Here is a 24,108-nt window from a genome sequence, read left to right as displayed (position 1 = left end):
TATATATAGCTTATAAACTTATCCATATCGCCGACGCTCGGCGCTCGCGGCAGCTCATGCTTATATACTTCTCACTAACTCGTATGGGATGAGGTTCTGCCCCAGAGATGGCACCTTGATGGTGCCCGTGAAGAAGGACGGGCAGACCGTCTTGAGATGCCCCAAATGCGGCTATGAGGTGAGGCTTACTGAGAGGGACAAAAAAGCGTACAGCGTTAAGACGACGGTGTCCGAGGACAAGAAGCGCGGCGTCATGACTGTCGCCGAGACGAGCGCCGAAGTGGATCAGGAAGAGCTTGAAGAGTTGAGGAAGCAATTGTTGGAGAACCTCCAGGAGGGGGAGGAGGGGGAGGACTAGCGTTTTTAACCGGTCGGTTTGTCTGAGGCGTTATGAGGATAGCGGTAGTAGACCGCGATTCTTGCGATCCCAAGAAATGCGGCCATGAGTGTATAAAGTACTGTCCCGTGAACAAGAGCGGCAAGGTCATCTGGATCGACGAGAACACCGGCAAGGCGGTCATATCGGAGAAGCTGTGTATAGGGTGCGGCATCTGTGTTCATAAGTGCCCGTTCTCGGCGATAACCATAACCAATCTGCCGGAGGAGCTCGAGACGGATTGCGTGCACAGATACTTCCCCGGCGGCTTTAAGCTCTACAGGCTTCCCATGTTGAGGAAGGGCAGTATAGTCGGCGTGATGGGGCGCAACGCGTTGGGCAAGACAACCATAGCGCGGATACTCGCGGGGGAGCTGATCCCGAACCTCTGCAGGGAGGGGGGAGCCGAGCCCGCCGAGGTGGTCAAGTCGTTTAGAGGCACCGAGCTCCAGACGTTCCTCTCGGAGCTCTACGGCAAGAGGCTGAGGGCCGTGCACAAGATACAGTATATAGAGCTCATACCTATGTACCTAAAAGGCACCGTCAGGGAGATCGCCGAGAGGGCAAAGATACCGCAGAGCTTGATGGAGAGGCTCGGCCTCTCCAAGCTCGCCGATAGGGACATCTCCCACCTATCCGGAGGCGAGTTGCAGAAGCTGGCGATAGCAGCGGCGCTGGCCAAGGACGCCGACGTCTACATATTCGACGAGCCGGCCACCCACTTGGACATAGTCGAGAGGCTCAAGGTCGCCTCAATTATGAGGGAGAAGGTCGAGGGGAAATACGCCGTGGTGGTGGAGCACGACCTGACAGTCCTCGATTATCTAGCAGACATAGCCGTAGTCCTCTACGGGAAGCCGGGGGCCTACGGCATAGTGTCCAGGCCAGTGGGGGCGAGGGAGGCAGTCAACGAGTACCTCAAGGGGTTCTTGGCGCATGAGAACTTGCGTATAAGGGACGAGCCCATAAAGTTCGAGTCGAGGCCGCCGGAGCGGAGGGCCTCGCGGCAGAGGGCCTTGACCCAATGGACCGACCTGCTCGTGGAGCTCGGCTCCTTCAAGCTGAGGGTCAAGGAGGGCTATATAGGGAGGGGGGAAGTCGTGGGCGTCATAGGGCCTAACGGGGTGGGCAAGACCACCTTCGTGAGGACCTTGGTGGGCGAGGTGAAGCCGACGGTGGGCGAGGTGTACTCGGCGCCTTCCATAAGCTACAAGCCGCAATATATAAGGGACATAGCGGTGAGGAACTCCGAGGTGCCCGTGAGGCTGTGGCTCGCCAAGGAGGCTCAGGACTACGCCGACTCGCCGATATGGCCCGATGTGTCCTCTGGCCTCGGCCTATCCACAATACTCGACAAGAAGATGGGCGAGCTCTCCGGCGGCGAGCTCCAGCGGGTCGTCGTGGCCGCCGCGTTGTTGAGACGCGCCGACCTCTACGTGTTGGACGAACCCATGGCCTACCTAGACGTGGAGCAGAGGATATCAGTGGCGAGGACCATAAGGCGAATAATCGAGGAGAGCGAATCGGCCGCGCTTGTGGTCGAGCACGACGTAGCCATGCTCGACTACATGTCCAACTCCATAATGCCGTTCGTAGGCGATCCGGGCGTCGAGGGATACGCCGAGGGGCCGCTGGACATGAGGACGGGCATGAACGTGTTCTTGAAATGGGTAGACGTCACGTTCAGAAGAGAGCCGACTACCGGCAGGCCGAGGGTCAACAAGCCGGGCTCTGTGCTGGATAGAGAACAGAAAGAGAGGGGGGAGTACTACTACGCCTAATATCTACCGACGCGTGGCGCCGCGGTCTAGACGCGCGCCGGCCGGCGAATGTTTTATTTCCGCGGATCTGGAGAGCTATGCCTTTCATCTACGGCGTCTTGCCCCCGATAGCCACGCTTAGGCCCTTCGAGGGGGTTATGCCGGTTAAGCCGCATATTACCATAGTCAAGGTGAGGGAGCCTAAGGTCGTCGAGGTGAGGCTTAGGCCGTTCACGGCGCGGCTCGGCGACGTGGTGCTTCTCCCCAGCAAGTCGAGGCCGCGCTATATCGCCCTATCCGTCGAGCCGTTTTCGGAACTCCTTGCCTTAAGGAAGGCCCTTGAGGCGCTTCTCGGCGATATAGTGGAGGAGAAGCACGGCGATTTCAAGCCACACCTCTCCGTCTACTCGATTAGGTTGAAGAACCCCGCTGTAGAGGATCTGGCGCCGGCGATAGAGGAGGCTAGGTCTCTACGCGGCTCGGCCTTCGAGGTGCGCGCCGTCAGTCTGATAGATACCACAGGAGGCGAGTATAGGCCAATACATACAATGGAGTTCAGGTAGCCATGGTTGGCCGGGCTGAGGCCGATCGGGCCCCGTCTAGACGCGGCGCCGAGCCCGAGCGCTGTCCGTGCGACCGGCACGACGACGCGGCCGCGTACGTGCGCGGCTTGTTCGAGCGCATAGGCGAGTTCTTCGACCCGGATCCCCACGTGGAGAGGAACCTCGTCGTCGTGTTTAGGGATCCGCCTAAATGTCTCGCTGAATGCCTAGAGTTGCTCGGGATAGGGAACATGGAGACGTCGGACGAGAGAGGGTCTACGAGATACGTGGTGATCTACGAGGCAGATGCGGTGAGGAGGTTCCTCGCGGTGGTGAGGCCCTCCATTCCCGACGTGGAGCCTCTGGCGAGGAAAATAGCTGGGTACAGATGATAGCCGATTTAGTCCTCGACGTGCTGAACTACGTAGGGATAGTGGCCTTCGCCGTGTCGGGCGCGCTCAAGGCGGGGGAGAAGGGCATGGATCTGTTGGGCTTTATAGTGCTGGGGTTCTCGACGGCGCTGGCCGGCGGCATAATAAGAGACGTCTTGTTGAGCCGTCTGCCGCCGGTCAATATAACCTATCTGCCATACCAGTTGACGGCCATATCGGCCTCCGTGGCTACCTTCGTCTTTTACGATAAGGTGAGCAGACACAGAGACGTGGTGTTGTACCCCGACGCCGTTGGGCTGGGCGCGTTTGCGGCTATAGGCGCCGATGTGGCCTTCAGAGCGGGCCTCAACCCGCTCGCGGTGATAGCCATGGCCGCCATAACGGCGGCTGGCGGCGGCGTTGTGAGGGACGTGCTGGCCGCGGAGATACCAGTGGTGTTGAGGCGGGAGGTATACGCCACAGCCGCCGCGATTGGCGGCGGCATCTACATGCTTCTCTACTATTCGTTGGGCAGAGGCCCCGCGTTGTTGGGCACCACAGCTATTGTGGTGGCCCTGAGGCTTGCGTCTCTGCGCTACGGCTGGGAGTTGCCCAGGGTTAAGAACACGGCCTGAGAGCCAGCAGTTTGGCCAAGCCGCGGGGGGCCACGGCGCCGCCGTCGACAGCCACATCCTCTATCAGACACCGCGGCTCGCCGCGGGTGGCTATGGCGAAGCCCGCTTGGCTGAGCGCTTGGAGCGGATGTAGATCCTCGGGCCTGCCCGAGGGCGAATACGGAACGACGCACATTGTGTCCAAATCGATTATTTTCCTCGTCCCCTTATTGACCACTAGATACAACGGCGCCTTTGCAGAGGCCGCTATGACGTTGTTTGGGGGTATGCGGTAGGGCCTCCCGTAGAGAGACAGGCGGGGGTTCTCGACGAATATCGCCGCGCCTAGATCGCACGTGGTCTTGCCTATGCCCAACATCAATACCCTTTGTAGGGCCAAGACATCTACGTAGTCCATATCGGCGAACAGCTCCGCTATTCTCAACAAGAGATGTCGCTCATCTAACAAGCCCCGCTGTAATTGAAGTATATACACATATATAGCCTCGGCCAGCCTCTGGTCCCCAACGCGCGCCCATGTGTTCACGGCCTTCTCGAGCAACTCGGGAGCCTCGGAAAATACAAGCGCCGAGAGGAAAAGCCTAGGCTCCTCGACGACCTTGCCCAAGCCCTCCTTGTCTGCTACGGGCCCTCCATCTGGGTGATCCACATACGCTATCATCTAAATAGGCTGTTGCGTCTATCGACCAGTTTATCGAGATCTACAACTACTTGTAATAATCCCTCATAATTCTTCGATTGTATTAAAGAGAAAATGCTATTTATTTTATCGAAGATCTCGCCGTCGATTTCCTCAAGGCGTTCGAGATCGGACGGCTTGCCCCTAGGCGACTTTACCTTCACCGAGATCATGTTGATGGCCTTCAGCGCCCTGCCCAACGAATCCAGCGCCTCTTCCCCGACCATCCGCCGCCTTATTGCGGCCTCGGCATCCTTCAACGCCCTGTAGATCTTTTGCCTCATTTCAGGCTCGTCGTCTATGTCGTCGTATCCAGGAAATACATAGAGGCGCGCCACGGATAAGACCCGCCTTCCCTTTAAATGGATTTCCTAGCAAAATATTTAAGCCGGAATAGTCTTAGATCGATTACGTAACGCTCTGGGATACTTAATCATATAGGGCCTATCCGCGGCGCAACGATTTTAAAGATAGAAAACTATGAGTATATGGCAGTAGTTCAAAAGTTCAAGTGCCCAGTCTGTGGGGCCGAGGTGGAGCCGACCCTCACGCCGGAGGCCTTGAGAGCCTATGAGGCAGGGGAGGCGCTCTTCCTAAACCTAACATGTCCCCACGGACATACCTTCTCCGTGGTATTGAAGAAGCCCACGGCCGAGGAGGACGTACTGCTCGACTGCGAGATAAGGGACTGGGATCGCTTCTCGTTGTTGCCCGTACAACAACAACAAGTGGTCCTGGAGTCGATACAGAGCGGGAGGGCGGCCCCGTCGGTCAGGGCGTTGTTACGCCGGCTTAAGGACGCCGGCATAGTGGTCTGTACATGAGCTTTCTCACGAGGTTTGTGGAGGATCTCAACGTAACCCGTTATTACGGGGACTTCATAAAGGCCGCAGGGGGCCTGGACGAGGTCAGAAACGCGTTGAGGTGGAGCGTCTGGTACGCCCTCAAGTGGTGGTATGAGATATATAGGGAGGGGCTGTATAAGAGCAGTAACGTATTTGTGAGGGCGCTGTATCTGTCCCTCCTCGAAAATGGGTATATAGATCGGGAGGGGAGAGTAGTCAAGAGGGTGAAGGAGCCGAGGCCTCCCGTCAACAGCTACGCGGCGGAGTTCGTAGGCCTCCACGAGTCCTTCGATAAGTTGGGCGCGGTGAGGATAGCGGCTAACCAGGTGGACGAGAACACCATAGGCGTGTTGTACTCCACGATGCTGTCGCAGGGCTGGTACGACATAATGAGAGTCACCTTTTTCAAGCTTGTCGGTGCCGTCGGCGCTAAAAGGCTTTTCGTCCCCATAGTCAAGGAAGGCCACGACATAGCTTCCCTCCTCGCGGTGTCCCAGACGCCGCCGGAGCTCATTGTCGGATACGACTACAGGCCCGATTCCGTGGAGCTGTCCAAGGAGATCCTAGGCAGAGGTGTGAGCGTCGGCCTTTGCCCGAGCCAGAGCGGCATATGTATATTCCAAGCAACCAGTTCATGCGACGTGGTGGATGCTTTGGGCCCGCAGTTCGCGAGAAGCTTCGACTCGGCGCTGGTCTTCCACTCGCTCTACTGGATGCTGGATCCCATGAAGGACCTCCAATGCATACGCCGCCTCCTGAAGCCGGACGGCCGGCTCCTCGTGGGGCAACAAGTTATAGAGTCGACGCCGGGGCTGGTGGCCATAGTGGCCTCGATGGGGGCTAAGCACGTGTTTAGGTCTTCCGATGTGGACAATGTGCTCGAAGCCGCCGGCTTCAAGAGAGACCGCGTATACTTAAGGACCATGCCGTTTTACATAGCCGTGTGGCGGGCTAGCGCTTGACCGCCCGTTGAGGCCTCTCGCCGTAGAACATATATATAGCGCCCAGCCCCCTAGTGCCGAAATATTTCAGCTCGAGCGACTTTTCGAGCAACGCCTTGAGATCCCTGTTGGGCACAGCGGCTTCCAAGATCTCCTTAAGCGCCTTGTACTCGTCCACGTGGCCCGGGGCGAGGATACGGGCCAGCGTGGGGACTAAATAGGCCACGTAGAGACCAAATAGGCGGCGGATCAACGGGCTGTCGGGCTTTCCCATGCTGATGGCGGCGACGCCGTAGGCCACCCGCGTCAGCTCGGCTAGCGCCTTTTCTAGATCCTTGGCGGCATGCAAGGCGTAGGCCAGCACGGCCACGTCAAACGCGCCGTCTCTGAACGGCAACATCTCGAACACGCCCTGTACCTTATCCACGTCGAGCCTCATCGCCTTGAGCATCTCCGCGGAGTAGTCGAGGCCGACTACATAGCGGCCGGCGGAGATCAGGTGTCTGGTCATGTTCCCCGGTCCGCAGCCAGCATCTAACACGCGCCTGGCGTTCTGCGGCAAGAGCGTTGCCAATTGCCTCCTCCATCTGTCGACCTGCCCCCACGTCATGGCCAAATTCATGCGCTCGTAGACTGAGGGCAGTCTGTCGTAGGCGGGGTAAACTCTACGCCACCTGTCGCCCAGACCTGTCATACTGATCTCCAGAGACACGATGAGAGCGATCTGAGGGCGCTCTTTACGGCCTCCTCATCTACGGAGGATCCACCGAGATATCTCGCCTCAATTACCCCGGCGAAAAAGGCGAGCCTCGCCTTAGCCAGCAGTAAGACTCTGTTGGCCATCGCCACGGCCTCCTCCAGGTCGGCTACGAGCCTGCCGCCGGACTTCAGCGGTATGTCGAGCCTCTCCTCGCCAAGTATCTCGATGATTATGCCGGCTCTGTTAATGGCAATGATGCCGCTGTGTTTATGGCCGGTTCTGTGACCTATGGAGACAAGCTCGTAAGCGCGTCTGGCGGAGTCCACGGCCACGTGCAGTATTCCGCCTCTGACGAGCATCCACACATCGTCATGGGGTTCCACTGCGGCGCGCACCTCGTCGACGGACACGGCCCTATGCCATTTAGCTATAGGCATAAACCCCCTCCCCTTACTGTAGCTGGGGGTCTTCACAGACGCCAGCAATATGCGGCCGGAGCAGCTACTCGTCGTGTAGAGCCAAGGAAGCTCGTTGAGCCTCTTAAGCAACGGGTATATATCCTGGTCCACGCGCCTCTGCGCGGCCTCCCTCTCGAGCCTCTCGACGAAGGCCCGTTTCCTATTGGCGAAGGCGGCGGCGTCGACTATCACGAGAGGTTCGCCTCGATCACCCTTTTAGCGTTTCTGTACGCTATTCCCTCCAGCTCTGAGTCGCTGAACCCCGCCTCCTTCAGAAGCTCGAGGAAGGCCGGGAGCTTGTCGACGGTCTCAAGACCCTCAACCATCTTGTCGACGCCCAGCGCGTCGGTGCCTATGGCCAATATATCAGCGCCGAAGCTCTCCTTGATATACACGGCGTGTCTCACCAGCTCCTGCACAGTCCCGCGCTCTCCCGTCAACGAAGGTATGGCCGTTATGCCTATCACGCCCCCGTTCTTCTTGAGGGCCTCGAGGACCTCGTCGTCGACATTGCGGGCGGCTCTATGGACGGAGGCCGCGTTGGCGTGGCTTATGACGACCGGCTTCTTGCTCGCCGAGATAGCCTCCAAGGCAGTCCTCTTGCTGGCGTGGGCCAGATCCAGGATAACGCCCAGCTTGTTGGCCAACGCCACCAGCTCCTCGCCGTAGGCCGTGAGGCCGTAGTCCTTCCGGGAGAGGCACGACGCGCCGAACTTGTTGTCGAGATTCCAGGTGATGCCGAGAGCTCTGAGGCCCAGCCTGAAGTAGAGCAGGAGGTCCGACGGATCGTCGAGAGCGTCGGCGCCTTCCATTAGCAAGAGGAATTTCAAGCCTTCCCTATCCAGATCGGCAACCCTCTCCACAATGTGCACGCCGTGCCTCTCGGAGAGCCTATAGAGCATCTTGAACATCTCTAGCGCCAGGCTCTTAGTGCCCACGGCCGCGGCGTTGCCGGGCCCCGTGGGTCCATAGGTGGCGGCCACGGGGAATATGGAGGCGAATACGAGATCCACCCCCGCCCGCCTAAGCTTAGGCAAATCGGACTGCCTGTCTTCATCGTCTATGTCGAAGTCGGGCCGGCGGCCCGAGAAGAAGTAGTGGGCTATGTCCTCGTGTAGATCGTATATCATGGACAGGACAAAACATAAACCTTAATCGCCATTAATCCCGTTTATTATAACGCAAAATTTATTAGATAACTATAGAGCTGGTTTGTGCAAGTCGGTGAGAGGTCTATCATCGAGCCCAGATATAGTGAATCTTTATATAGAATTCTTTCAATATTTAGATCTTATATATAGGTAAGTTATCAATATAAGGCTAAAAATAGCGACGGATAAGGACTTCATCGGACTTGTTTCCGAGAAGCCGGGAGATATCTTCGATGTCTTGTCGTCTGTATTAGGTCGATATAATGCCGAAATATTTCTATATTTATCATTTATTTACAAAATAGCTTAAAGATATTAACAAAAATAAATTAAATAAAAATGAATATTAATCTATATTTTCTTTTCTAAAAATAATGACTTATTTAAATCAGCAATATTTAAATTGACGAGGCAGTAGAGCAGATGCTATGGACTCCGATGATCTTTTGAGGTTCTATAGATCTCTGGAGATCTCGCTAAGGCTATTAATAGCTTTCAGGTTTAGATACACAGTAGGGAAAACGTTCGAGGAGGTGGCGGAGCACGAGCCCTGGCGCCTATACTATGCTTTAATAGAAGCGGTAGGAGAGCACAACGCAGAGCTATTTTTGAATATGCTTAGGAAGTGGCTTATGAGAAAGGGCGAAGTGGTGGACTTGAAGACGCTGAGGGCTATGTTGAGCGACGAGAAGGCGTGGGCCAAGAGGGCTAGGGCATGAGTGCCGGCCTGGAGCTGAGGGGGGTGACCGCCATAGTCGGCGAGCCCGGCACAGGCAAGACGAGTCTGTGCATGAGGATGGCGCACGAGGCGCTACGCGCTGGCAAGAGGGTGCTGTGGGTTTCGCTGTATGAGGGGAAGGATCTGTTCCTCCAAGAGGCCGCCGGGCTGGGCTACAAGCTGGAGGGCGTTGATTTCTGGGAGGCGGTGATGGCGGAGCCCGAGGCTTTCTGGAACAGGTTGCTGGATTATGTGGCCGAGCGTAGGCCGGACGTCTTGGTGCTGGACTCAGTCACGCCTCTGGTGGAGGGAGTCGGCGGCAGGTCGTTGATGCTGAACGCCCTATATAGGGTCCTGCGCCCGTCCTCCATCGACGTCTTCATGACAGTGGAGGTGGACACGCCCCCCTTCGTGCTCTACACAGCCGACAACGTCGTGAGGCTGTTTCTGGAAAGGACCGAGGAGGGGGTGCCGGAGAGGAAGATGTGTATAGATAAGGCCAGGGGCCTGCCCGGGGGGTACTGCAGACAGTTCGACATAATTAGCTCGGCCGGCTTGGTGTTCTTCGACGAGCTGAAGCCGGTGCCGGGGAGGCCGGCCGAGGTGCGCACAGGCACGGCCCTCGACGAGCTGGTGGGAGGCTCGTTTCTTGGCAACACATTGTTGTTGGGCCCGGTCGGCTCCGGCAAGACCAGGCTGGCGGTCAAGATAGCCGCCGCGGCGGCCGCCAACGGCTATAAAGTCGTATACAGATCCTTCGCCGAGGAGCCCTGGCAGATAAAGGAGCTGGCGAAGGAGTACGGGGCGGACTTCGAGGTGATGGCTATGAGGGTCAAGCCGCCTACGTACGGCACCCACGTCTACGAGTTCTACAGGCTGATAAACGAGGCGAGGCCCGACCTATTAGTGTCCGACGGCCTCGACGTGGAGTTCAGAGTCTATGGCGAAAAGGCCTTCGAGCTCAATATGAGAATGTTGTCGGCTCTGAAGGAGGCCGGCGTTGCCTTCGTCGGGACTATGGCCAAGTCGTACGGCCTCGCCAACTACGTCGACAACGTGTTGAGGCTGAGGCGCGCCAAGGAGGGCGTAGTCGTCGAGGCCGTCAAGTCGTTTAGGAAGCCCAAGAGGATCCGTTGCATCCTCACCGAGAGGCTCGACTGCTCCTAGAGCCACCACCTCCCTCCTCTTGGCTACGACAAGCTCTTCTTGAGCTTGCGGACGGCGGAGCTACGCGTAGCAACTCTGCTAAGTAGCCCCGGCCGGCCACGCGACGTTATCCCCTGCGCGGATCGCCGTTGCTACGGCCTCTAGAGGCGCTCCGCCGCGTTTTTCGGAATCTCCCAACGCGGCTTGTTGGGCACGTCTCTGTAAAGTCCTAATGCCTTCTGAACACGTACAGCTCGGAGAGGAGGTAGTTGGCGGCGAAGCCGGCGAGCACGCCGAGGAGGTAGGCCAGATAGCGCGACGTGCCGGCCAGCACCAGGGCGTTCGAGAGGGCGTAGTTGGCGGCGATGCCGGCGAAGTTCGCGAGGTGGTATTTGAGCCAGCCCTTCAGCCACGGCATTTCTCTATCTCTGAACGTCCACGTCTTGTTGAGGGCGTAGTTGGAGGTGAGCGATACCTCTATCGCCGCCAGAGCCGCGGCGGGGTACGCCACGTCCCTCAAGGCGTAGAGGACGGCCTCAGCGACGCCTATGCCGGAGGCCCCAACTGCGGCGAATTTAAAGGGCCTCCAGCCGGCCAGCCTCATTAGCTGGGCCAGGTAGTCGGCCACGTGTACCAGCCCCAGCTTAGACCTCCCCGCCCTCCGCGGCCTGAAGACGTACGGGACCTCGGCTATCTTGGAAGGCCTGCACTGGACGGCCACGTCCAGCAGTATCTTGTAGAGGCCCGTCGGCTTGATCGACGCGAGACATGCCCTCCTCGTGGCGAAGAAACCCGACTCCGGATCTGAGAGGAGCCTTGCCTCCGGCAACAAGAGCTTGGCCAGCGCGGCGGCCCCCCGCGATATGAGCAGGCGGGCGGGCGACCACCCCTCGATCCCGCCGCCTCTCCCGTACCTAGTGCCCACCGCCAGCTCCGCGCCCGACAACACGGCCTGGGCCAGCGCCGGCGCCAGCTCCGGCGGATGTTGGAAATCGGCGTCCATTACGACGACCACATCGCCCGAGGCCGCCCTGGCGCCGTCCACCACAGCGCTCGATAGGCCGAGGCGGCGGGGCCTAGAGACGACTCTGACCGGGTACTCCTTGGCGAGCTCCCTAGCTATCTCAGCCGTGCCGTCGGGACTGCCGTCGTCGACGATTACCACCTCGTAGGGCGTGCCGGCGAAGGCTCTGGCCAGCGCCTCGACCAACGGCTTGATGTTGTCGGCCTCGTTATACGTCGGGACCACGACGGAGATCGGCACAGGAGCGCTCCTCATCGGATCGGCATTGGAGTCTCTCCTCACATGTTAAAAAGGGCCTCTTCTTAAAAGGCTATGCTGAGGGGGGCGGGGATCCTTCTGCCTCTGTTCTCCCTCCCGGGCCCCCACGGGATCGGCGACATGGGGCCCGCCGCGTACCGATTCGTGGAGTTCTTGAGGGATGCCGGCCAGACGTATTGGCAGCTGTTGCCCCTAAACCCCGTGTTGCCGGAGTACGACAACTCGCCCTACAGCTCCACCTCGTCCTTCGCCGGGGAGCCGGCGTACATAAGCCTGGAGCTCCTGGCGGAGCAAGGCGTGTTGAGGAGATCCGCCTCGGCGGAATTCGGGGCGGGCCGCGCCGATTACGAAGCCGCGCGGGCCTACAAGGTCAAGATAATCGCCGAGGCGGAGAGGCCGAAGGACCTCGACGAGTTCGTGGGGAGGAACGAGTGGCTTGAGGACTACGCCCTCTACTCGGCGTTGAGGGAGTACTTCGGACGGCCTTGGGTGGAGTGGCCGAGGGAGCTGAGGGATAGAGATCCGGCGGCCTTGAGGCAGTGGCGCGAGAAGTTGCGGAGGAGGATAGAGCTTGAGTACCTCCTCCAGTACTTCTTCTGGACGCAGTGGCGCGAGCTGAAGCGGCACGCCAACTCGCTGGGCATCTTCCTCATAGGCGACCTCCCGATATACCTGAGCCTCGACAGCGCCGACGTGTGGGCCCACAGAGAGCTGTTCAAGCTCGACGCGGAGGGCCGGCCCCTATACGTGGCGGGGGTGCCGCCCGACTACTTCTCGCCCACCGGCCAGCTGTGGGGCAACCCCGTCTACGATTGGGACGCCATGAGGAAGGAGGGGTTTAGGTGGTGGCTCGACAGACTGAGGTACACGCTCTCGGTCTTCGACTACGTCAGGCTCGACCACTTCCGCGGCTATGCCGCCTACTGGGAGGTGCCGGCCGGCGAGAAGACTGCTGTGAACGGCCGCTGGGTCCCCGCTCCGGGCGGGGAGCTCCTGGAAAGGGCGAGGGATGAGCTGGGCGGGCTCAAGATAATCGCGGAGGATCTCGGCTACATAACGCCCGACGTGGTGGAGCTGAGAGACCGCTTCGGGTTGCCGGGCATGAGGGTGCTGCAGTTCGCCTGGGATGGCAACCCGGCGAACGAGCACAAGCCCCATAACCACGTCAAGAACTCGGTCGTCTACACGGGCACCCACGACAACAACACGATAGTGGGCTGGTTCTTCCGCGAGGCGTCCCCCAAGGCGAGGAGGGAGGCGTTGGAGTACATGGGCAGACGCTCCGCCAAGGATATACACTGGGCCTTCATAAGGCTGGCGTACTTCTCGGTGGCCGACGTGGCCGTCGTGCCTATGCAGGACTTCATGGGGCTTGGGCCAGAAGCGCGTATAAATAGGCCGGGAACTAGAGGCGGAAACTGGGTCTGGAGGATGACAGAGCTCCCCGGGCGGGCGTTGGCCAGGCGGATAAGGCGGCTGGCCCGGCTCTACGGCCGTTGAAAGCCGAACCTATTTAAACTCCGGCGTCTCCAGCTCCATGAGGTTGGCGGCGGCGTTGATCTTGTTCGTCCCGATAGTCGCGGCACAGGCGCTCAACCTATGCCCCAACGCCGTCGTAGTTGGTCCGCAGAACTCAACAGCAATATTGGGATATATCTCGAAGGCCCAGAAAGCGGTCTACATAGAAGCCTATGCCCTCACCTGGCGGGAGCTGGCCCAGACGTTGGCCTCGCTGGCGCAGAGAGGGGTGCAAGTCTACGTGGTCTTGTCGGGCAACGTCTACGGCGGGATCCCGACAACGGAGAAGCAGTTGGTGGATTACCTCAAGAACAACGGCGTCAACGTCGCATACAACTACGACTTCAAGTTCGTCCACTCCAAGGCCTTCGTGGTGGACAACAAGACGGTGATAATAGGGTCCATAAACCCCACCTACTCCGGCGTGACGAGCGACTTGGGGCTCGCCGTCGTCGTCCAGAACTCCACGTTGGCCCGGGAGATAGCGGCCGTGATACTGAACGACTTCAACGGCGTGTACCCCAGCTACAACTACACCGGCGTGGTGATATCGCCGATTAACTCCTACCGATATCTGAGCTGGTTGCTCCAGCAGAGGGGCAAGGCCTACGCGGCCGTCGAGGAGATCTACGAAAGCTCCGGGCTGGCCGACGCCTTAATGTCGAAAGCCGCCTTGGCTCTGGCCAGGGTCACCGACGTCCCGGGAGTACAGACGGTGGACGGTCTAACGGCGAAGGTCATCGTAGTGGGCGACTACGTCTACGTGGGATCTATAAACTTGAGCGGGAACTCCATAAGGAACAATAGAGAGCTGGGCCTCCTGCTCCGTTGCCCTAGCCTCGCCGCCGCGGCGATCGGGCTCATAAAACAGTGGGCCGGGACAGCCGCGACGCGGCCGGCCAGCACGACGACGTACAGATCCTCGGCGACGGCCTCGACGACGCCGGCCGCACAGATCGGCGCGCCGCAACTCTCCAATCTGTTGGCCCTACTCCTAGCGATCCTCCTGGCTCTCGCGATACTCTCAGCGGGGGGCAGGAGAAGGAGGAAAAGAAAGGCCTAGGCGCTCGCGGCGAGCTCCAGCGCCACCTCGAGAAGGCTCACGAAGTCGCCCTCGGTCTTAACTGACTTGACCGCGTTGATGAGCTCCGGGTCGTTGCCGAGATCGATCACCTTGTCTTGCGCCGGCTCTCTCTTCTCAGCAGTCTCGTCCGGGCCCTGCCCGCACCTCTGGTAATTGCCCGAGGCGAGCTTGAGGCTGACCCTATCGCCGACCAACGAGATCGAGGCCAACGCATACGGGCCGGCTAGACACGTCCCGCTGGACTCTATGCCCTGGAGGACCAGCGTCGCCATGACCGTCTCGTTGCCCCTTATCAGCTCGAAGCTGTGAAAATTGCTTTCCGACTTGCCTATTCTGTTAAACGCCTGGATCCAGGCGTTAACCGCTTGGAGTCCTTCCCTTTCCATTAGAGCTTAGAGCGAGGCGTATTTATCTCTTTCTTAACTCCGCGCTCGCGGTTGGCGTAAGGATGCTTCACGCGGCCGGCGCCGCCCTTTTATAGGGGACGCGTCGGGTATCTAGTGCGCGTGGCCATAGTCGACGGCTATACTGACGAGCCCGCCGGCTTGGGAGTGCCGCCCTATATCGACGTATATCCCCGCTACATCGCCGGGGCCGTCAAGATGGCCGACCCTGGGAACGAGGTGAGCTACTTCACGATAGATTCGCTGAGGAGGGACTGGCCCGCCTCGCTCAGAGCGCTCGCCGGCTTCGACATGGTAGTCGTCGTGGCGGGCGTGACGACTCCCGGCAAGTATCTGGGCGGGACGCCGATATCCTACGACGAGTTGCTCGACATAGGGAGGCTAGAGGGGCCCGTCAAGATATTGGGCGGGCCGGTGGCTCGCTACGGCTACGGTATAGAGGGCGGCACCGCGGCGATTCCGCCCGGCCGATTCAAGCGCTATTACGACATAGTGGCCACGGGCGATGTGGACCTAGTCGTCTACGAGGCGCTTAAGTTCGGCGTAGAGAAGGCGCGCCCCTCCGCCACTCATGAGGGGTACGAGCTGGTGGACCAGTTCGCGGTCCGCGGCGCCTTCGTGGTACAGCAACACCCGAACTTCGGCGTCAACCTCGTAGCCGAGATAGAGACATACAGCGGATGTCCCCGCTACGTCTCAGGCGGCTGTTCTTTCTGCACCACAGTGGCCTACGGCGCCGTGGAGTTCAGATCGCCCGAGGCCGTGGCTCGGGAAGTCGAGGCGCTCTACAAAGCCGGCGTGGTGCACTTCAGGCTGGGGAGGCAAGCCGACTTCTACGCCTATATGGCCGAGGATACCGGGAAGGTAGATCTGCCTCGGCCCAACACGGCCGCCGTGGAGCGCCTGCTGGCGGGCGTGAGGAACGCCGCGCCGGGCCTAGAGACCCTGCATATAGACAACGTAAACCCGGGCACCGTCGCCAGGTGGCCGAAGGAGTCCGCCGAGGTGACGCGGCTGTTGTTGAAGTACGGGACCCCGGGCAACGTGGCTGCTATGGGCGTGGAGACCGCAGATCCCAAGGTGGTCAAGGCCAACAACCTCAAGGCGATGCCCGACGAGGCCCTCGAGGCGGTGCGGCTTATAAGCAGGATGGGCGCGGTGAGGGGGCCCAACGGCATGCCCTGGCTGTTGCCCGGCCTAAACTTCGTGCTGGGCCTCCCCGGCGAGACAAAGGAGACCTACGAGCTCAACAAGGAGTTCTTGAGGAAGATCTTGGACGAGGGCTTGTTAGTGCGGCGAGTCAACATACGGCAAGTCCTCGTCTTCCCCGGCACCAGGCTCTGGCCCGTGGCGAGGAGGCTGGAGGCGAGGCTGAGGGAAAAGAAGAGGCTGGTACACGCCTTCAAACGTTGGGTCAGAGAGAACTTCGATAGGCCTATGCTGGAGAGGATAGTGCCTAGAGGGACCGTCTTGAAAGGCGCCGTCGCGGAGCAGAACTACGGCGGCGGGACATACGCCAGACAGCCCGGCTCCTACCCACTGTTGATCTATCTGCCTCTCCGCATACCTCCCGGGACGAAGCTAGACGTTGTGGTGGTGGAGCACGGGTTCAGAAGCGTCCTGGGCATCCCACACCCGCCGCCGGCCGGCTCAAGGCGGATGGCTAGATACCTTAGGAAGCTCAACGGCGCCTCCGGCCCGCCTCCCTCCTAGCCGGCTTCTGGGGGGCGGCCGCCTTGGCCCTCTCCTCCTCGACATATCTGAGATATAGGGCTAGGATAGTGGCGGCTCCGAAGACTGCGGCCACGAGCTCGGCTAAGTTCAACGACGTGCTGCCTATGGAGACATTCGGCGTTATGTACCCGCCCAACGTGGCGTAGAGGTAGAACACGGCGACGCCCACGGCGAACCCTATATATGCGTAGTAATAGTACCGGTATATCCTCCCGTCTATCCTAGGCATGGCGTCCCCCAAACACACCCATATAAATATAGAGCCGACATAAGCGCCGCCGAGTAGAGCGCCACGGATATGGCCACCAGCTCGAGACCCCGCTGCACTTGTCCCCGGTCAGGCAGATCGCCGACGCCGACGGCGTAGGAGCCCGGCTTCTCCAGCCTGACGCGGAGCGACGCGGCCATGGCCGAGATAGGCCATCTCGCGTTGGGGCTCTCAACCGACTTATCGCCTAGGACGGACAGATTCGGCTTGAGGCCGGACAGATACGCCGACGCGAGTATGAGCCCGGCGGCGATCCTCGCCGGTATCCAGTTCACGGCGGTGTCGAGATAGGCGGCTGGCGCGCCTGATGTTCCCCAGTCCCTAAAGCCGATCAAGCCGTCGAGGGTGTTGACGACTCTTTGGACCCAGGCGCCGGGGAGGCCGAAGATGGCGTACCAGAAGAGCGGCGACACGAACGAGTCTGCAAGCGACTCCGCGGCCGTCTCGAGACATGCGGAGGCTACGTGGCCGCAGTCTGCCCGGGAGAGGTCGCGTCTCACGAACTGCTGGACGACGTCCCTAGGGCAGGGGTCCAGCCTGTACGCGGAGGCGCAGGGGTAGAGTATCTGGCTCTCTGAGAACGAGAGCTTGAGGAGGTAGGCCTCCAAGAAGATCCCCCAGACGCTCGACGAGAGGTAGGACTGGGCGATCCAAAACACGGCGGCCGTCAACGCGGCGAACGAGGCCACCACCGCGGCGTTTCTGGCGGCGCGTCCTCTGGCGACCAGGCGCGCGGCGGCTTTATAGATCAGGGAGACGGGATGTATCTGGGGCGGGATCAGCCTGCTGACCAGATAGCCGCGCCACCGCCTCGGCACGTCGAGCGCCTCCAGCAACAGAGCTATCGCGAGGACGAGCGGAGATCCCCACTCAGCCTCCTCGCGACCGTCCTTAAAAGCCTTCTGATGGCCCTCCTCCTCTCCACAGAGCCGTAGAGCTTGACGGCGGCCCTCCTCACGCTCTTGTACTTGGCGACGGCGGCTAGGACCCTCCTCTCCTCCTCGGTCAGCTCGAGGCGCCTAAGCGCCAGCTCGGCCAGCTCGTAGGGCTTCAGCCCGCCGTAGGCCCAATCGTCCGGCAGATCCACGGGCTTGACGGAGCCGAACACTATTATGGAGACTACATCGTCGTCCTTAATACCGCGGTAGTGCCTCCTCAACGCCCTCTTGAGCTCCTCCACGTTGCTGTACCCGTCGAGCTCCGCGTCGAAGTCGTCCAGCTCGGCCACCCGCTTGTACCTGACGTCGAGCACCTCGGCCACTGCAACTATTCGGCCCCCGCTGTGTATCACGGCCTCTCTATCCCTCCTCACAATCCCGAGCCGCACCGTGGCCCTCTTCTTGCCTGAGAGCAGATCGGCGACGTAGCGGCTCGAGAGCATCAAATGCACGTGGGTTCCCCCGGGCCCGGATAAAATTTTTGTTTCCGTCGAGCTGGGCCGACGTGAGGTGGGATCCCGAGGCGGCCAGCTCGGCCCTCTGGCGGTACCTCAAGTTCGTGCGGATAGAGCACACCCTCTTCGCGCTCCCTATGGCCTACGCCGCCGCGTTGGAGGCCTCCGGCGGCTCCTTGACCCTATGGCAAGCCGTCTGGATAGCGGCGGCCTTCGTCGGGCTGAGGATAGCCGGGATGTCTTACAACAACATCGCCGACCGCGAAATAGACGCCTTGAATCCGAGGACCAAGGGCAGGATGCTGGTGACGGGCGCCGTCAGTCTAAGAGGCGCCTACGCGACCTTCGCCGTAGGAGTCGCGCTCTTCGAGCTGTCGGCCGCCATGCTGGGCCCGTGGCCTCTCTACCTCAGCCTCCCCTATCTCGCCGTGACGGTGACCTACCCCTACGCGAAGCGCCTCCACTGCCTCCCGCACCTACACCTAGGCGCCGTCTACGCGTTGGTGCCGTTGGGCGCATCTATAGCCGTATATAGCAACGACATACGCGTTGCCGTATTGCACACGCCGTGGTTGCTGGTGCTGGGATCGGCCCTCTGGGTCGCCGGATTCGACACTTTCTACTCGAAAATGGATCTGGATTTCGACAGGAGGATGGGGCTGGGGAGCATACCCGCCTGCTACGGCGAGCGCGCGGCGAGGGCCTCGTGGGTCTTTCTGTTGGTCGCATCGGCCGCGCTGTATCTGTGGAACTACTTGTCGCTAGGCGGCGGCTTGCCCGGCCTCGCGTTGACGGCCTTGGGATCCGCCGTAGAGGTGTGGTCGGCCATAACGGCGCTGGACGAGAAAAGGATACCCGAGGCGTTCAACGCCAATCTGTCGGTCGGACTGCTCATCGCGGCAGGGGTATTGGCTAACTATCTTCTGTAGAACGCCTCGCGGGGGCCGGCCGAACGGCATTGGGCGCCTGCGCAGTTTTTAACCGGCAAGTGGTAGAGCCCATGGAAGACCTCAGAGAGTTCCTCGAGGCGTTGGAGGCGCGGGGCCAGCTGAGGAGGGTGTCGGCCGAGCTCTCGCCGGAGCTGGAGATCCCGGAGGCCATAAGGCAGGCCGCATACAGGAAGGGCCCCGCCCTCTTGTTCGAGAAGGTCAAGGGGCATCCAGGCTGGCGGGTGGCCGGAAACCTCTTCACTCTGGACAGAATAAAGCTGGCGCTCGGCGTCGAGAGGCTGGAGGAGGTGGGCGAAAGGCTTCTGGCCCCCCTCTCGGCGCCTCCGCCCACCACGTTCCTGGAAAAGCTCAAGGCGTTCGCCGAGGCGGCCTCGTTGGGCAGATACATGCCGAAGCTGGTCAGAGGCGGCCCCGTCAAGGAGGTGGCGGCCGACCCAGACTTGACCTCGCTCCCGGCGTTTAGGTCTTGGCCGAAGGACGCGGGGCGCTACATCACCTACGGGCTGTTCATCACGAGGGACGCGAGGGGGGTAACGAACATAGGGGTCTACAGGATACAGATACTGAACAAGACGGAGGCCGTGGTCCACGCCCAGATACACAAGAGGGCGGCGGAGCTGTTCTCCAGCTCCGAGGGCTGCGTCGACGCGGCCATAGCCATAGGCGGAGACCCCGCCTTAATGCTCAGCGGCATGATGCCGACCCCCTACCCGCTGGACGAGTACCTGTTCGCCGGCGTCGTCAAGGGCGACGGAGTCGAGGTGACGAAGGGCGTCGCGACGGATCTCTTGATACCCGCGAGGGCCGAGGCCGTCGTCGAGGGTTGCGTCGACGTGAGGGACCTACGCAAGGAGGGGCCCTTCGGCGACCACTACGGCGTGTACGACAGAGGAGGCCTCTACCCAGTCTTCAAGGCCAAGGCCCTCCTCCGGAGGGAGGACCCTATATACTACGGCACGGTCGTGGGGAAGCCTCCGCTGGAGGACGCCTGGATGGGGAAGGCGGTGGAGAGGATATTCCTCCCCGTGTTGAGGTTCCTGGTGCCCGAGATAGTCGACCTGAATCTGCCCGAGCACGGGCTCTACCAAGGCGTCGCCATAGTGTCCATCAGGAAGAGGTATCCGGGGCAGGCCAAGAAGGTGATGGCCGCCCTCTGGGGCCTCGGCCACATGATGTCGCTGACCAAGATAGTCATCGTTGTGGACCACGACGTGGACGTCCACGACTTGAACCAAGTCGTCTTCGCCTTAGCCCAACGAGTCGATCCCCAGAGAGACGTGGTGGTCGTGCCGGGCGCCCACGTGGACGTGTTGGACACAGGCTCGCCGGTGCCCGGCTACGGCTCCAAGCTCGGCATAGACGCCACGCGGAAGCTCCCGGAGGAATACGGCGGAGAGCAGTGGCCGGAGGAGGTGGAGCCGGACCCCGATGTGGCTAAAAAGATCTCCGATGTGCTGAGGTCCGTGCTTCAGTAGCTTTCCGGCCTCGACGGCTCACTCCCTGCCCCTCTTGAATACGCCCAGCACGGGTTGGATCTCAGGCGTCCGGCCGCCGTTATTCTTTTCCAAATTATCACTGTCGTATTTACTTAGAAGAGATCTCGCGGCAGTCCATATTTCAACTCCGGCCGGTCCAATCCCGCGGGGATGCGGGCGTGCTGGAGGCGGCCTAGGGAGGGGGTAGGGGGTTTTCGGGGCGCTACGCCTTTGAGGACTAGACGCCGGACGGCCTCTGATCTGGACTCGCCCCTCTCCACCGTCAATTCTGGCACGCCCCCATGGCAGAAGCGCCGCGACGGCCGTCTTAGGTGGGTTCAGACGCGATGTTGCGAAGAGGGGTGGCTACGCAATTAGGGAGATTTCTACTGCTGTGGCGAGAGCGCTGTTGGAGAGCTATCACCCCCTTGGCCTTTTGTACTGCGTGATGTGCTTCGCGTTGGTGCGGCCTAGTAGCTTCTCGTCTGCTGTGTAGAAGTCGACGCCGAGGGACTCCGCCAGTGATATGTACGCCGCATCGTAAACTGTGACTCCTAGCCTCAGCGCCGTTTCTAGCACCCGCGCCGGCTCGACGTCGATTATCTCGATGTCTGTCTGGTGGAGGAGCCTAAGCGCCTCCACCGCCTTGTCTCTGCCGATTATCCCTCTGATTACGTATTTCCGCAGGGCGCTGGCCACCTCGAGCCATAGACACGGCGGAGCGGCGGCCCTCACTCTGCCAGCCAGGTGGTCGTCTCTCAGCCTCCTCGCCTCCTGGTGGTGGGGCTCGGGAAGCGCCCACTTGACGACTACCGAGGCGTCAACTACGAGCCTCACGCTCCTCTCTTATCCACTGGGTGGAGTAGTCGCTGTCTATCTCCAGTCCGGCTGATATGCTGTCCAGCGCGGCGGCCAGCCTCTTGGCTTTCTCCTCCCGCACCCTCTGCTCTAGGTACCTCCTTATCTCCTCTGCGTAGTTTATGCCGAGTTTTTCGAGCTCCTCCTTCAGCCTCCTGGGCACCCTCACGCCGATCACCACGCTCACGTTTACATACTGTGTTTACTTTAAAAAGTTAACGCACACTTATAAGTTACGTGTAGGGAAGTGCGTGGAGTCTCTAAGGAAGAGTTTGGGAAGCATTTTATGACGTATACCATGAGGGAGAGGCCTATGAGGAAGAAGGCGAGGGCAACTGGGTAGTCGAGGCGGGAGTTGCGACTTCTCCGTCAGGCGATACCTCAACCTCACCACCCTCGTGAAGGGAGGCTTGAAAACCCTCCACCGAGACGCCTCCACTGTGGCGTGCTCCACATAGTGGGGAACACGCTTTACCTCTGGGTGCTCGGCGACAACGTGGAGGATTACTACGGCCACGGTACCCTCCTCCACACCTTCTGGGGCCTCGCCGCGGCGCTCGCTCACTACATGGCGGTGGAGACCCAAGCCTCGTCAATGGCGGCGTCGGCTACCCAGGCCCAAGCCAAGCGTATATGCCGGCGCCCGGGGCCTCCGGGCCATAAGCGGCGTGCTCGACGCCTACATGGTGCTCTATCCGAGAGCCCGCATCCTAACGCCTGTGCTCTTAATAACCATGGTCGAGGTGCCGGCATGGGCCTACGTCGGGTTCTGGTTTCTCTACCAGCTCTTCTACGGCAACCTGGAGTTCATAACCCTGTCGCAAAGCGGCGTCGCCTACTTCGCCCACACAGGCAGCTTCATCGCAGGAGCTCTAGCGGCGTTAGTATAAATTAAAGAGGAGAGCTATATGCCACTGGTACTGGACTTGCTAGCCCGCGAGCGGCGCCTCGCGTGAACCACGGCGGTGGCGATCCCCACGGCGGCTACTGCGAGCGCCACTACCACCTCCCACGGGAACCGCGGCTTCGGCGGTAGCATCAGCACCACATCCTTAACCTCGCCCGGCTTTAAAACAACCCGCTCCGTGGCGTTTCTACCATCGGCCGTAGCCCTCACCACGTACTCGCCGGCGAGCACCTCGGCCTCCAGAGCTGGTTGCGTGGTGTTTATAGTCACAGGCCCGAGCACCACTAGATAAACCTGCGCCGGCGGCTTGCCGTTCTCCTCCAACACGGCGACCTTTATCTTGGCGGTGGGGACGTGCACAACCAACACAGCCCTTTGCCCCTTCTCCACCACTGACTCGTTTAGAAACGTCCTGCCAAACGCCTCAGCTCTGGCCGTGTATTCCCCGGCAATGACCTCCACAGGCCCCACCTTCCCCCGCCCGGAGGCCACGCCCACGATCTCCACAGGCCAGTCCTCCCTCACCCTCCCAAAGCCGTCCACTACATACGCCTCGACTAGGGCCGTGGGGATCACCACAGACACCTCAGACACAGGCGTGAATACCGTCGTGTTGGTAAAGCCGAGACCGATCGCCCTGGCGACGTATTTTTCCCCCTCGATAAGCAACGCCCTGACCTCCCCCAAGCCAGAGGTGACGTTGACAATCTCCACACGCCAATCACGGCGCGGCTCGCCAAATCCATCCACAACCCTCACCACGGTATACACGGCGGGAATCCGTACGTCCACCACCGACGTCTCCCGCCCAACGGAAAACTCCCTCTTGGCAGTGAAAAACCTGCCATTAGGCAACACGGCAGGCGAGGCCACCACCGCGGTGTAGGGCCCCCCGAGGAGATCTGAACGAGGCAGAGCCACCCTCACCTCATCAGTCCCATTGGCCAGCAGATGGCCGCCGTACCACACTTGAACCGCCGAGCCCCTCAGCAGGGCCCCGCCCATATCCACAGCCCTCACAGTCACGTTCACATACAAGCCCAGCTCGGCGAGGCTACTCGGCATACGCGAGCCGTTGTACACCAAGACGGCCCCGCCCCTAGCCGGAAGAGAGACGTTACCCACTGGAATTGACCTCAGATAAACCGCCACGCTCCCAAACCTCGGCGGCAACTCGCCGAGGAGCACCAACCTACCCCCCTCCACCACCACAGGCATTGCCAGACTGCCCACGCTACCATTAGAAAACCTCACGCCAGACACCACGACGCTACCCACGCCGCTCCGCGGCTCGCCAACCGTAATAGCAAGACCGGCTAAAACTGGGGCTCCCCGCGCGATGGCAAACCTCCCGCTCGCCACCAATGCGCCAGACGGATCGTACACGTAGTAGGTGTAGTTGCCAGGCGGAATCTGTGATAACTCCCCTCCGCACACCGTGTCCACAATTTGGGCGCTGCCATCTGCCCCACTGCGCGACACAGAATAGAAGCCCAAGCCAGCGACCACCACGGTGAGGCCGCTCACCGGCATCCCACCGCCGTATTCTACATAAATCGTTATGGGATAAACATACGTCCTAACTGCCGAAGACGACAAGGCGTTGCCTAGCTCCATTACGTCGCGGGGGTTGCTCGAGTCGTATATCCACGTCGCCGCGGCAGGGTCGCTGACCCAGCCCCATGCAATTTTTATCACGGCAACCCCAGTGGCGTTTATCGGCTTCTCTAGTTCGCCATTTACTACTTTCACAGTGCCTATCACCTTGCCCTGCGAGTCGAAAAGAAACACGGTGCCGCATGATAGTGGCCTAGCGTTCCAGTCCAGGACTTCCGCGAGGGGTATGAACTGGGCGATGGCGATTACCGCTAGAAGGGTGAGCAATAGTAGCATCTTCATACAATATGTAAAAG

The 24,108-nt window shown here is 60.3% G+C and carries 28 protein-coding genes and 1 pseudogene; 16 read left to right on the top strand and 13 right to left on the bottom strand.

The features are described 5' to 3' along the window. Window positions 1-88: 88 nt before the first annotated feature. The 5 genes from TUZN_RS01715 (at window position 89) to TUZN_RS01695 (ending at window position 3,684) form a co-directional block, all read left to right on the top strand. Window positions 89-358, top strand: a complete 270-nt coding sequence (locus TUZN_RS01715) for an NADH pyrophosphatase zinc ribbon domain-containing protein (protein ID WP_013679194.1) — start codon at window positions 89-91, stop codon at window positions 356-358. Between the two features lie 32 nt (window positions 359-390). Continuing rightward, on the top strand, window positions 391-2,157 hold the full coding sequence (locus tag TUZN_RS01710; protein WP_013679193.1) for a ribosome biogenesis/translation initiation ATPase RLI: 1,767 nt from the start codon (window positions 391-393) through the stop codon (window positions 2,155-2,157). Between the two features lie 77 nt (window positions 2,158-2,234). Then, on the top strand, window positions 2,235-2,699 hold the full coding sequence (locus TUZN_RS01705; protein ID WP_013679192.1) for a 2'-5' RNA ligase family protein: 465 nt from the start codon (window positions 2,235-2,237) through the stop codon (window positions 2,697-2,699). Window positions 2,700-2,701: 2 nt separating this feature from the next. Then, window positions 2,702-3,070 carry a hypothetical protein gene (locus TUZN_RS01700; protein WP_237698251.1) on the top strand — a complete coding sequence of 123 codons (369 nt, stop codon included), beginning with the start codon at window positions 2,702-2,704 and terminating at the stop codon, window positions 3,068-3,070. Further along, window positions 3,067-3,684, top strand: coding sequence for a trimeric intracellular cation channel family protein (locus TUZN_RS01695; RefSeq protein ID WP_013679190.1), 618 nt, complete (start codon window positions 3,067-3,069; stop codon window positions 3,682-3,684). Before TUZN_RS01700 ends, TUZN_RS01695 begins: the two co-directional genes overlap by 4 nt. Here the strand turns inward: TUZN_RS01695 and TUZN_RS01690 are convergent. Further along, on the bottom strand, window positions 3,668-4,345 hold the full coding sequence (locus tag TUZN_RS01690; protein ID WP_013679189.1) for a hypothetical protein: 678 nt from the start codon (window positions 4,343-4,345) through the stop codon (window positions 3,668-3,670). The two genes, TUZN_RS01695 and TUZN_RS01690, sit on opposite strands and share 17 nt — an antisense overlap. Then, entirely contained in the window at window positions 4,342-4,701 is a 360-nt protein-coding gene (locus tag TUZN_RS01685) for a hypothetical protein (RefSeq protein WP_013679188.1), read from the bottom strand. Before TUZN_RS01685 ends, TUZN_RS01690 begins: the two co-directional genes overlap by 4 nt. A gap of 150 nt (window positions 4,702-4,851) precedes the next feature. Between TUZN_RS01685 and TUZN_RS01680 the strand changes: the two genes are divergently transcribed. Both TUZN_RS01680 and TUZN_RS01675 read left to right on the top strand, forming a co-directional pair. Continuing rightward, window positions 4,852-5,187 carry a hypothetical protein gene (locus TUZN_RS01680; RefSeq protein WP_013679187.1) on the top strand — a complete coding sequence of 112 codons (336 nt, stop codon included), beginning with the start codon at window positions 4,852-4,854 and terminating at the stop codon, window positions 5,185-5,187. After that, the gene (locus TUZN_RS01675; RefSeq protein WP_013679186.1) at window positions 5,184-6,170 is read left to right on the top strand and encodes a methyltransferase domain-containing protein; all 987 of its coding nucleotides are present in this window, start codon (window positions 5,184-5,186) and stop codon (window positions 6,168-6,170) included. The genes TUZN_RS01680 and TUZN_RS01675 overlap by 4 nt, the downstream gene beginning before the upstream one ends. Here the strand turns inward: TUZN_RS01675 and TUZN_RS01670 are convergent. From TUZN_RS01670 to TUZN_RS01660, 3 genes are read right to left on the bottom strand one after another with little or no spacing between them, the layout of a single operon-like run. Next, window positions 6,160-6,861, bottom strand: coding sequence for a class I SAM-dependent methyltransferase (locus tag TUZN_RS01670; RefSeq protein ID WP_237698250.1), 702 nt, complete (start codon window positions 6,859-6,861; stop codon window positions 6,160-6,162). The genes TUZN_RS01675 and TUZN_RS01670 overlap by 11 nt on opposite strands. Beyond that, window positions 6,840-7,499 (bottom strand): tRNA-wybutosine modification methyltransferase TYW3, encoded by a 660-nt coding sequence (locus tag TUZN_RS01665; RefSeq protein ID WP_013679184.1) that lies wholly within the window; start codon window positions 7,497-7,499, stop codon window positions 6,840-6,842. Before TUZN_RS01665 ends, TUZN_RS01670 begins: the two co-directional genes overlap by 22 nt. After that, window positions 7,496-8,437, bottom strand: a complete 942-nt coding sequence (locus TUZN_RS01660) for a dipeptidase (protein ID WP_013679183.1) — start codon at window positions 8,435-8,437, stop codon at window positions 7,496-7,498. Before TUZN_RS01660 ends, TUZN_RS01665 begins: the two co-directional genes overlap by 4 nt. Window positions 8,438-8,886: 449 nt before the next feature. Here TUZN_RS01660 and TUZN_RS01655 point away from each other — a divergent pair, with 449 nt between their 5' ends. Together TUZN_RS01655 and TUZN_RS01650 are read left to right on the top strand one after the other, a co-directional pair. Continuing rightward, window positions 8,887-9,177: a hypothetical protein gene (locus tag TUZN_RS01655; protein ID WP_013679182.1), complete on the top strand. Its 291-nt coding sequence runs from the start codon at window positions 8,887-8,889 to the stop codon at window positions 9,175-9,177. Then, window positions 9,174-10,343 (top strand): RAD55 family ATPase, encoded by a 1,170-nt coding sequence (locus TUZN_RS01650; RefSeq protein ID WP_013679181.1) that lies wholly within the window; start codon window positions 9,174-9,176, stop codon window positions 10,341-10,343. The genes TUZN_RS01655 and TUZN_RS01650 overlap by 4 nt, the downstream gene beginning before the upstream one ends. A 208-nt stretch (window positions 10,344-10,551) precedes the next feature. Here TUZN_RS01650 and TUZN_RS01645 read toward each other — a convergent pair whose 3' ends face one another. Then, on the bottom strand, window positions 10,552-11,601 hold the full coding sequence (locus tag TUZN_RS01645) for a glycosyltransferase family 2 protein (RefSeq protein ID WP_052886277.1): 1,050 nt from the start codon (window positions 11,599-11,601) through the stop codon (window positions 10,552-10,554). A 57-nt stretch (window positions 11,602-11,658) separates the two neighbouring features. Between TUZN_RS01645 and malQ the strand changes: the two genes are divergently transcribed. Together malQ and TUZN_RS01635 are read left to right on the top strand one after the other, a co-directional pair. Continuing rightward, window positions 11,659-13,104, top strand: a complete 1,446-nt coding sequence (gene malQ / locus TUZN_RS01640; RefSeq protein WP_013679179.1) for a 4-alpha-glucanotransferase — start codon at window positions 11,659-11,661, stop codon at window positions 13,102-13,104. A 37-nt stretch (window positions 13,105-13,141) separates the two neighbouring features. Beyond that, window positions 13,142-14,185, top strand: coding sequence for a phospholipase D-like domain-containing protein (locus tag TUZN_RS01635; protein WP_013679178.1), 1,044 nt, complete (start codon window positions 13,142-13,144; stop codon window positions 14,183-14,185). Here the strand turns inward: TUZN_RS01635 and TUZN_RS01630 are convergent. Further along, on the bottom strand, window positions 14,182-14,592 hold the full coding sequence (locus TUZN_RS01630) for a hypothetical protein (RefSeq protein ID WP_013679177.1): 411 nt from the start codon (window positions 14,590-14,592) through the stop codon (window positions 14,182-14,184). The two genes, TUZN_RS01635 and TUZN_RS01630, sit on opposite strands and share 4 nt — an antisense overlap. Window positions 14,593-14,706: 114 nt before the next feature. Here TUZN_RS01630 and TUZN_RS01625 point away from each other — a divergent pair, with 114 nt between their 5' ends. Further along, window positions 14,707-16,323, top strand: coding sequence for a radical SAM protein (locus TUZN_RS01625; protein WP_052886004.1), 1,617 nt, complete (start codon window positions 14,707-14,709; stop codon window positions 16,321-16,323). On the opposite strand, the gene TUZN_RS01620 is transcribed toward TUZN_RS01625, so the two are convergent. The 3 genes from TUZN_RS01620 to TUZN_RS01610 are packed head-to-tail and all read right to left on the bottom strand — an operon-like array spanning window position 16,292 to window position 17,993. After that, complete coding sequence (locus tag TUZN_RS01620) at window positions 16,292-16,573, bottom strand: hypothetical protein (RefSeq protein WP_148678552.1); 282 nt, start codon at window positions 16,571-16,573, stop codon at window positions 16,292-16,294. The genes TUZN_RS01625 and TUZN_RS01620 overlap by 32 nt on opposite strands. After that, the gene (locus TUZN_RS01615) at window positions 16,561-17,448 is read right to left on the bottom strand and encodes a CobD/CbiB family cobalamin biosynthesis protein (RefSeq protein ID WP_013679175.1); all 888 of its coding nucleotides are present in this window, start codon (window positions 17,446-17,448) and stop codon (window positions 16,561-16,563) included. The genes TUZN_RS01620 and TUZN_RS01615 overlap by 13 nt, the downstream gene beginning before the upstream one ends. Window positions 17,449-17,453: 5 nt before the next feature. Continuing rightward, complete coding sequence (locus TUZN_RS01610) at window positions 17,454-17,993, bottom strand: ASCH domain-containing protein (protein WP_013679174.1); 540 nt, start codon at window positions 17,991-17,993, stop codon at window positions 17,454-17,456. 62 nt (window positions 17,994-18,055) lie between these two features. On the opposite strand from TUZN_RS01610, the gene TUZN_RS01605 reads away from it, so the two are divergent. Then, complete coding sequence (locus TUZN_RS01605) at window positions 18,056-18,934, top strand: UbiA-like polyprenyltransferase (protein ID WP_052886002.1); 879 nt, start codon at window positions 18,056-18,058, stop codon at window positions 18,932-18,934. A gap of 71 nt (window positions 18,935-19,005) precedes the next feature. After that, complete coding sequence (locus tag TUZN_RS01600; RefSeq protein WP_052886001.1) at window positions 19,006-20,430, top strand: UbiD family decarboxylase; 1,425 nt, start codon at window positions 19,006-19,008, stop codon at window positions 20,428-20,430. 420 nt (window positions 20,431-20,850) lie between these two features. Here TUZN_RS01600 and TUZN_RS01595 read toward each other — a convergent pair whose 3' ends face one another. Together TUZN_RS01595 and vapB are read right to left on the bottom strand one after the other, a co-directional pair. Continuing rightward, the gene (locus TUZN_RS01595; protein WP_013679171.1) at window positions 20,851-21,267 is read right to left on the bottom strand and encodes a type II toxin-antitoxin system VapC family toxin; all 417 of its coding nucleotides are present in this window, start codon (window positions 21,265-21,267) and stop codon (window positions 20,851-20,853) included. Then, entirely contained in the window at window positions 21,251-21,475 is a 225-nt protein-coding gene (gene vapB / locus TUZN_RS01590) for a type II toxin-antitoxin system VapB family antitoxin (protein ID WP_013679170.1), read from the bottom strand. The genes TUZN_RS01595 and vapB overlap by 17 nt, the downstream gene beginning before the upstream one ends. A 258-nt stretch (window positions 21,476-21,733) precedes the next feature. Here vapB and TUZN_RS11590 point away from each other — a divergent pair. Both TUZN_RS11590 and TUZN_RS11515 read left to right on the top strand, forming a co-directional pair. Further along, window positions 21,734-21,808, top strand: a pseudogene (locus TUZN_RS11590) (rhomboid family intramembrane serine protease); the annotation flags it as partial. 148 nt (window positions 21,809-21,956) lie between these two features. Continuing rightward, window positions 21,957-22,178 carry a rhomboid family intramembrane serine protease gene (locus TUZN_RS11515; protein WP_013679169.1) on the top strand — a complete coding sequence of 74 codons (222 nt, stop codon included), beginning with the start codon at window positions 21,957-21,959 and terminating at the stop codon, window positions 22,176-22,178. A gap of 14 nt (window positions 22,179-22,192) precedes the next feature. On the opposite strand, the gene TUZN_RS01580 is transcribed toward TUZN_RS11515, so the two are convergent. After that, window positions 22,193-24,094 carry a hypothetical protein gene (locus TUZN_RS01580; protein ID WP_013679168.1) on the bottom strand — a complete coding sequence of 634 codons (1,902 nt, stop codon included), beginning with the start codon at window positions 24,092-24,094 and terminating at the stop codon, window positions 22,193-22,195. Window positions 24,095-24,108: the final 14 nt, after the last annotated feature.

Source organism: Thermoproteus uzoniensis 768-20 (assembly GCF_000193375.1).
Lineage (GTDB): Archaea > Thermoproteota > Thermoprotei > Thermoproteales > Thermoproteaceae > Thermoproteus > Thermoproteus uzoniensis_A.
This window is presented reverse-complemented; position numbering and strand designations above follow the sequence as displayed.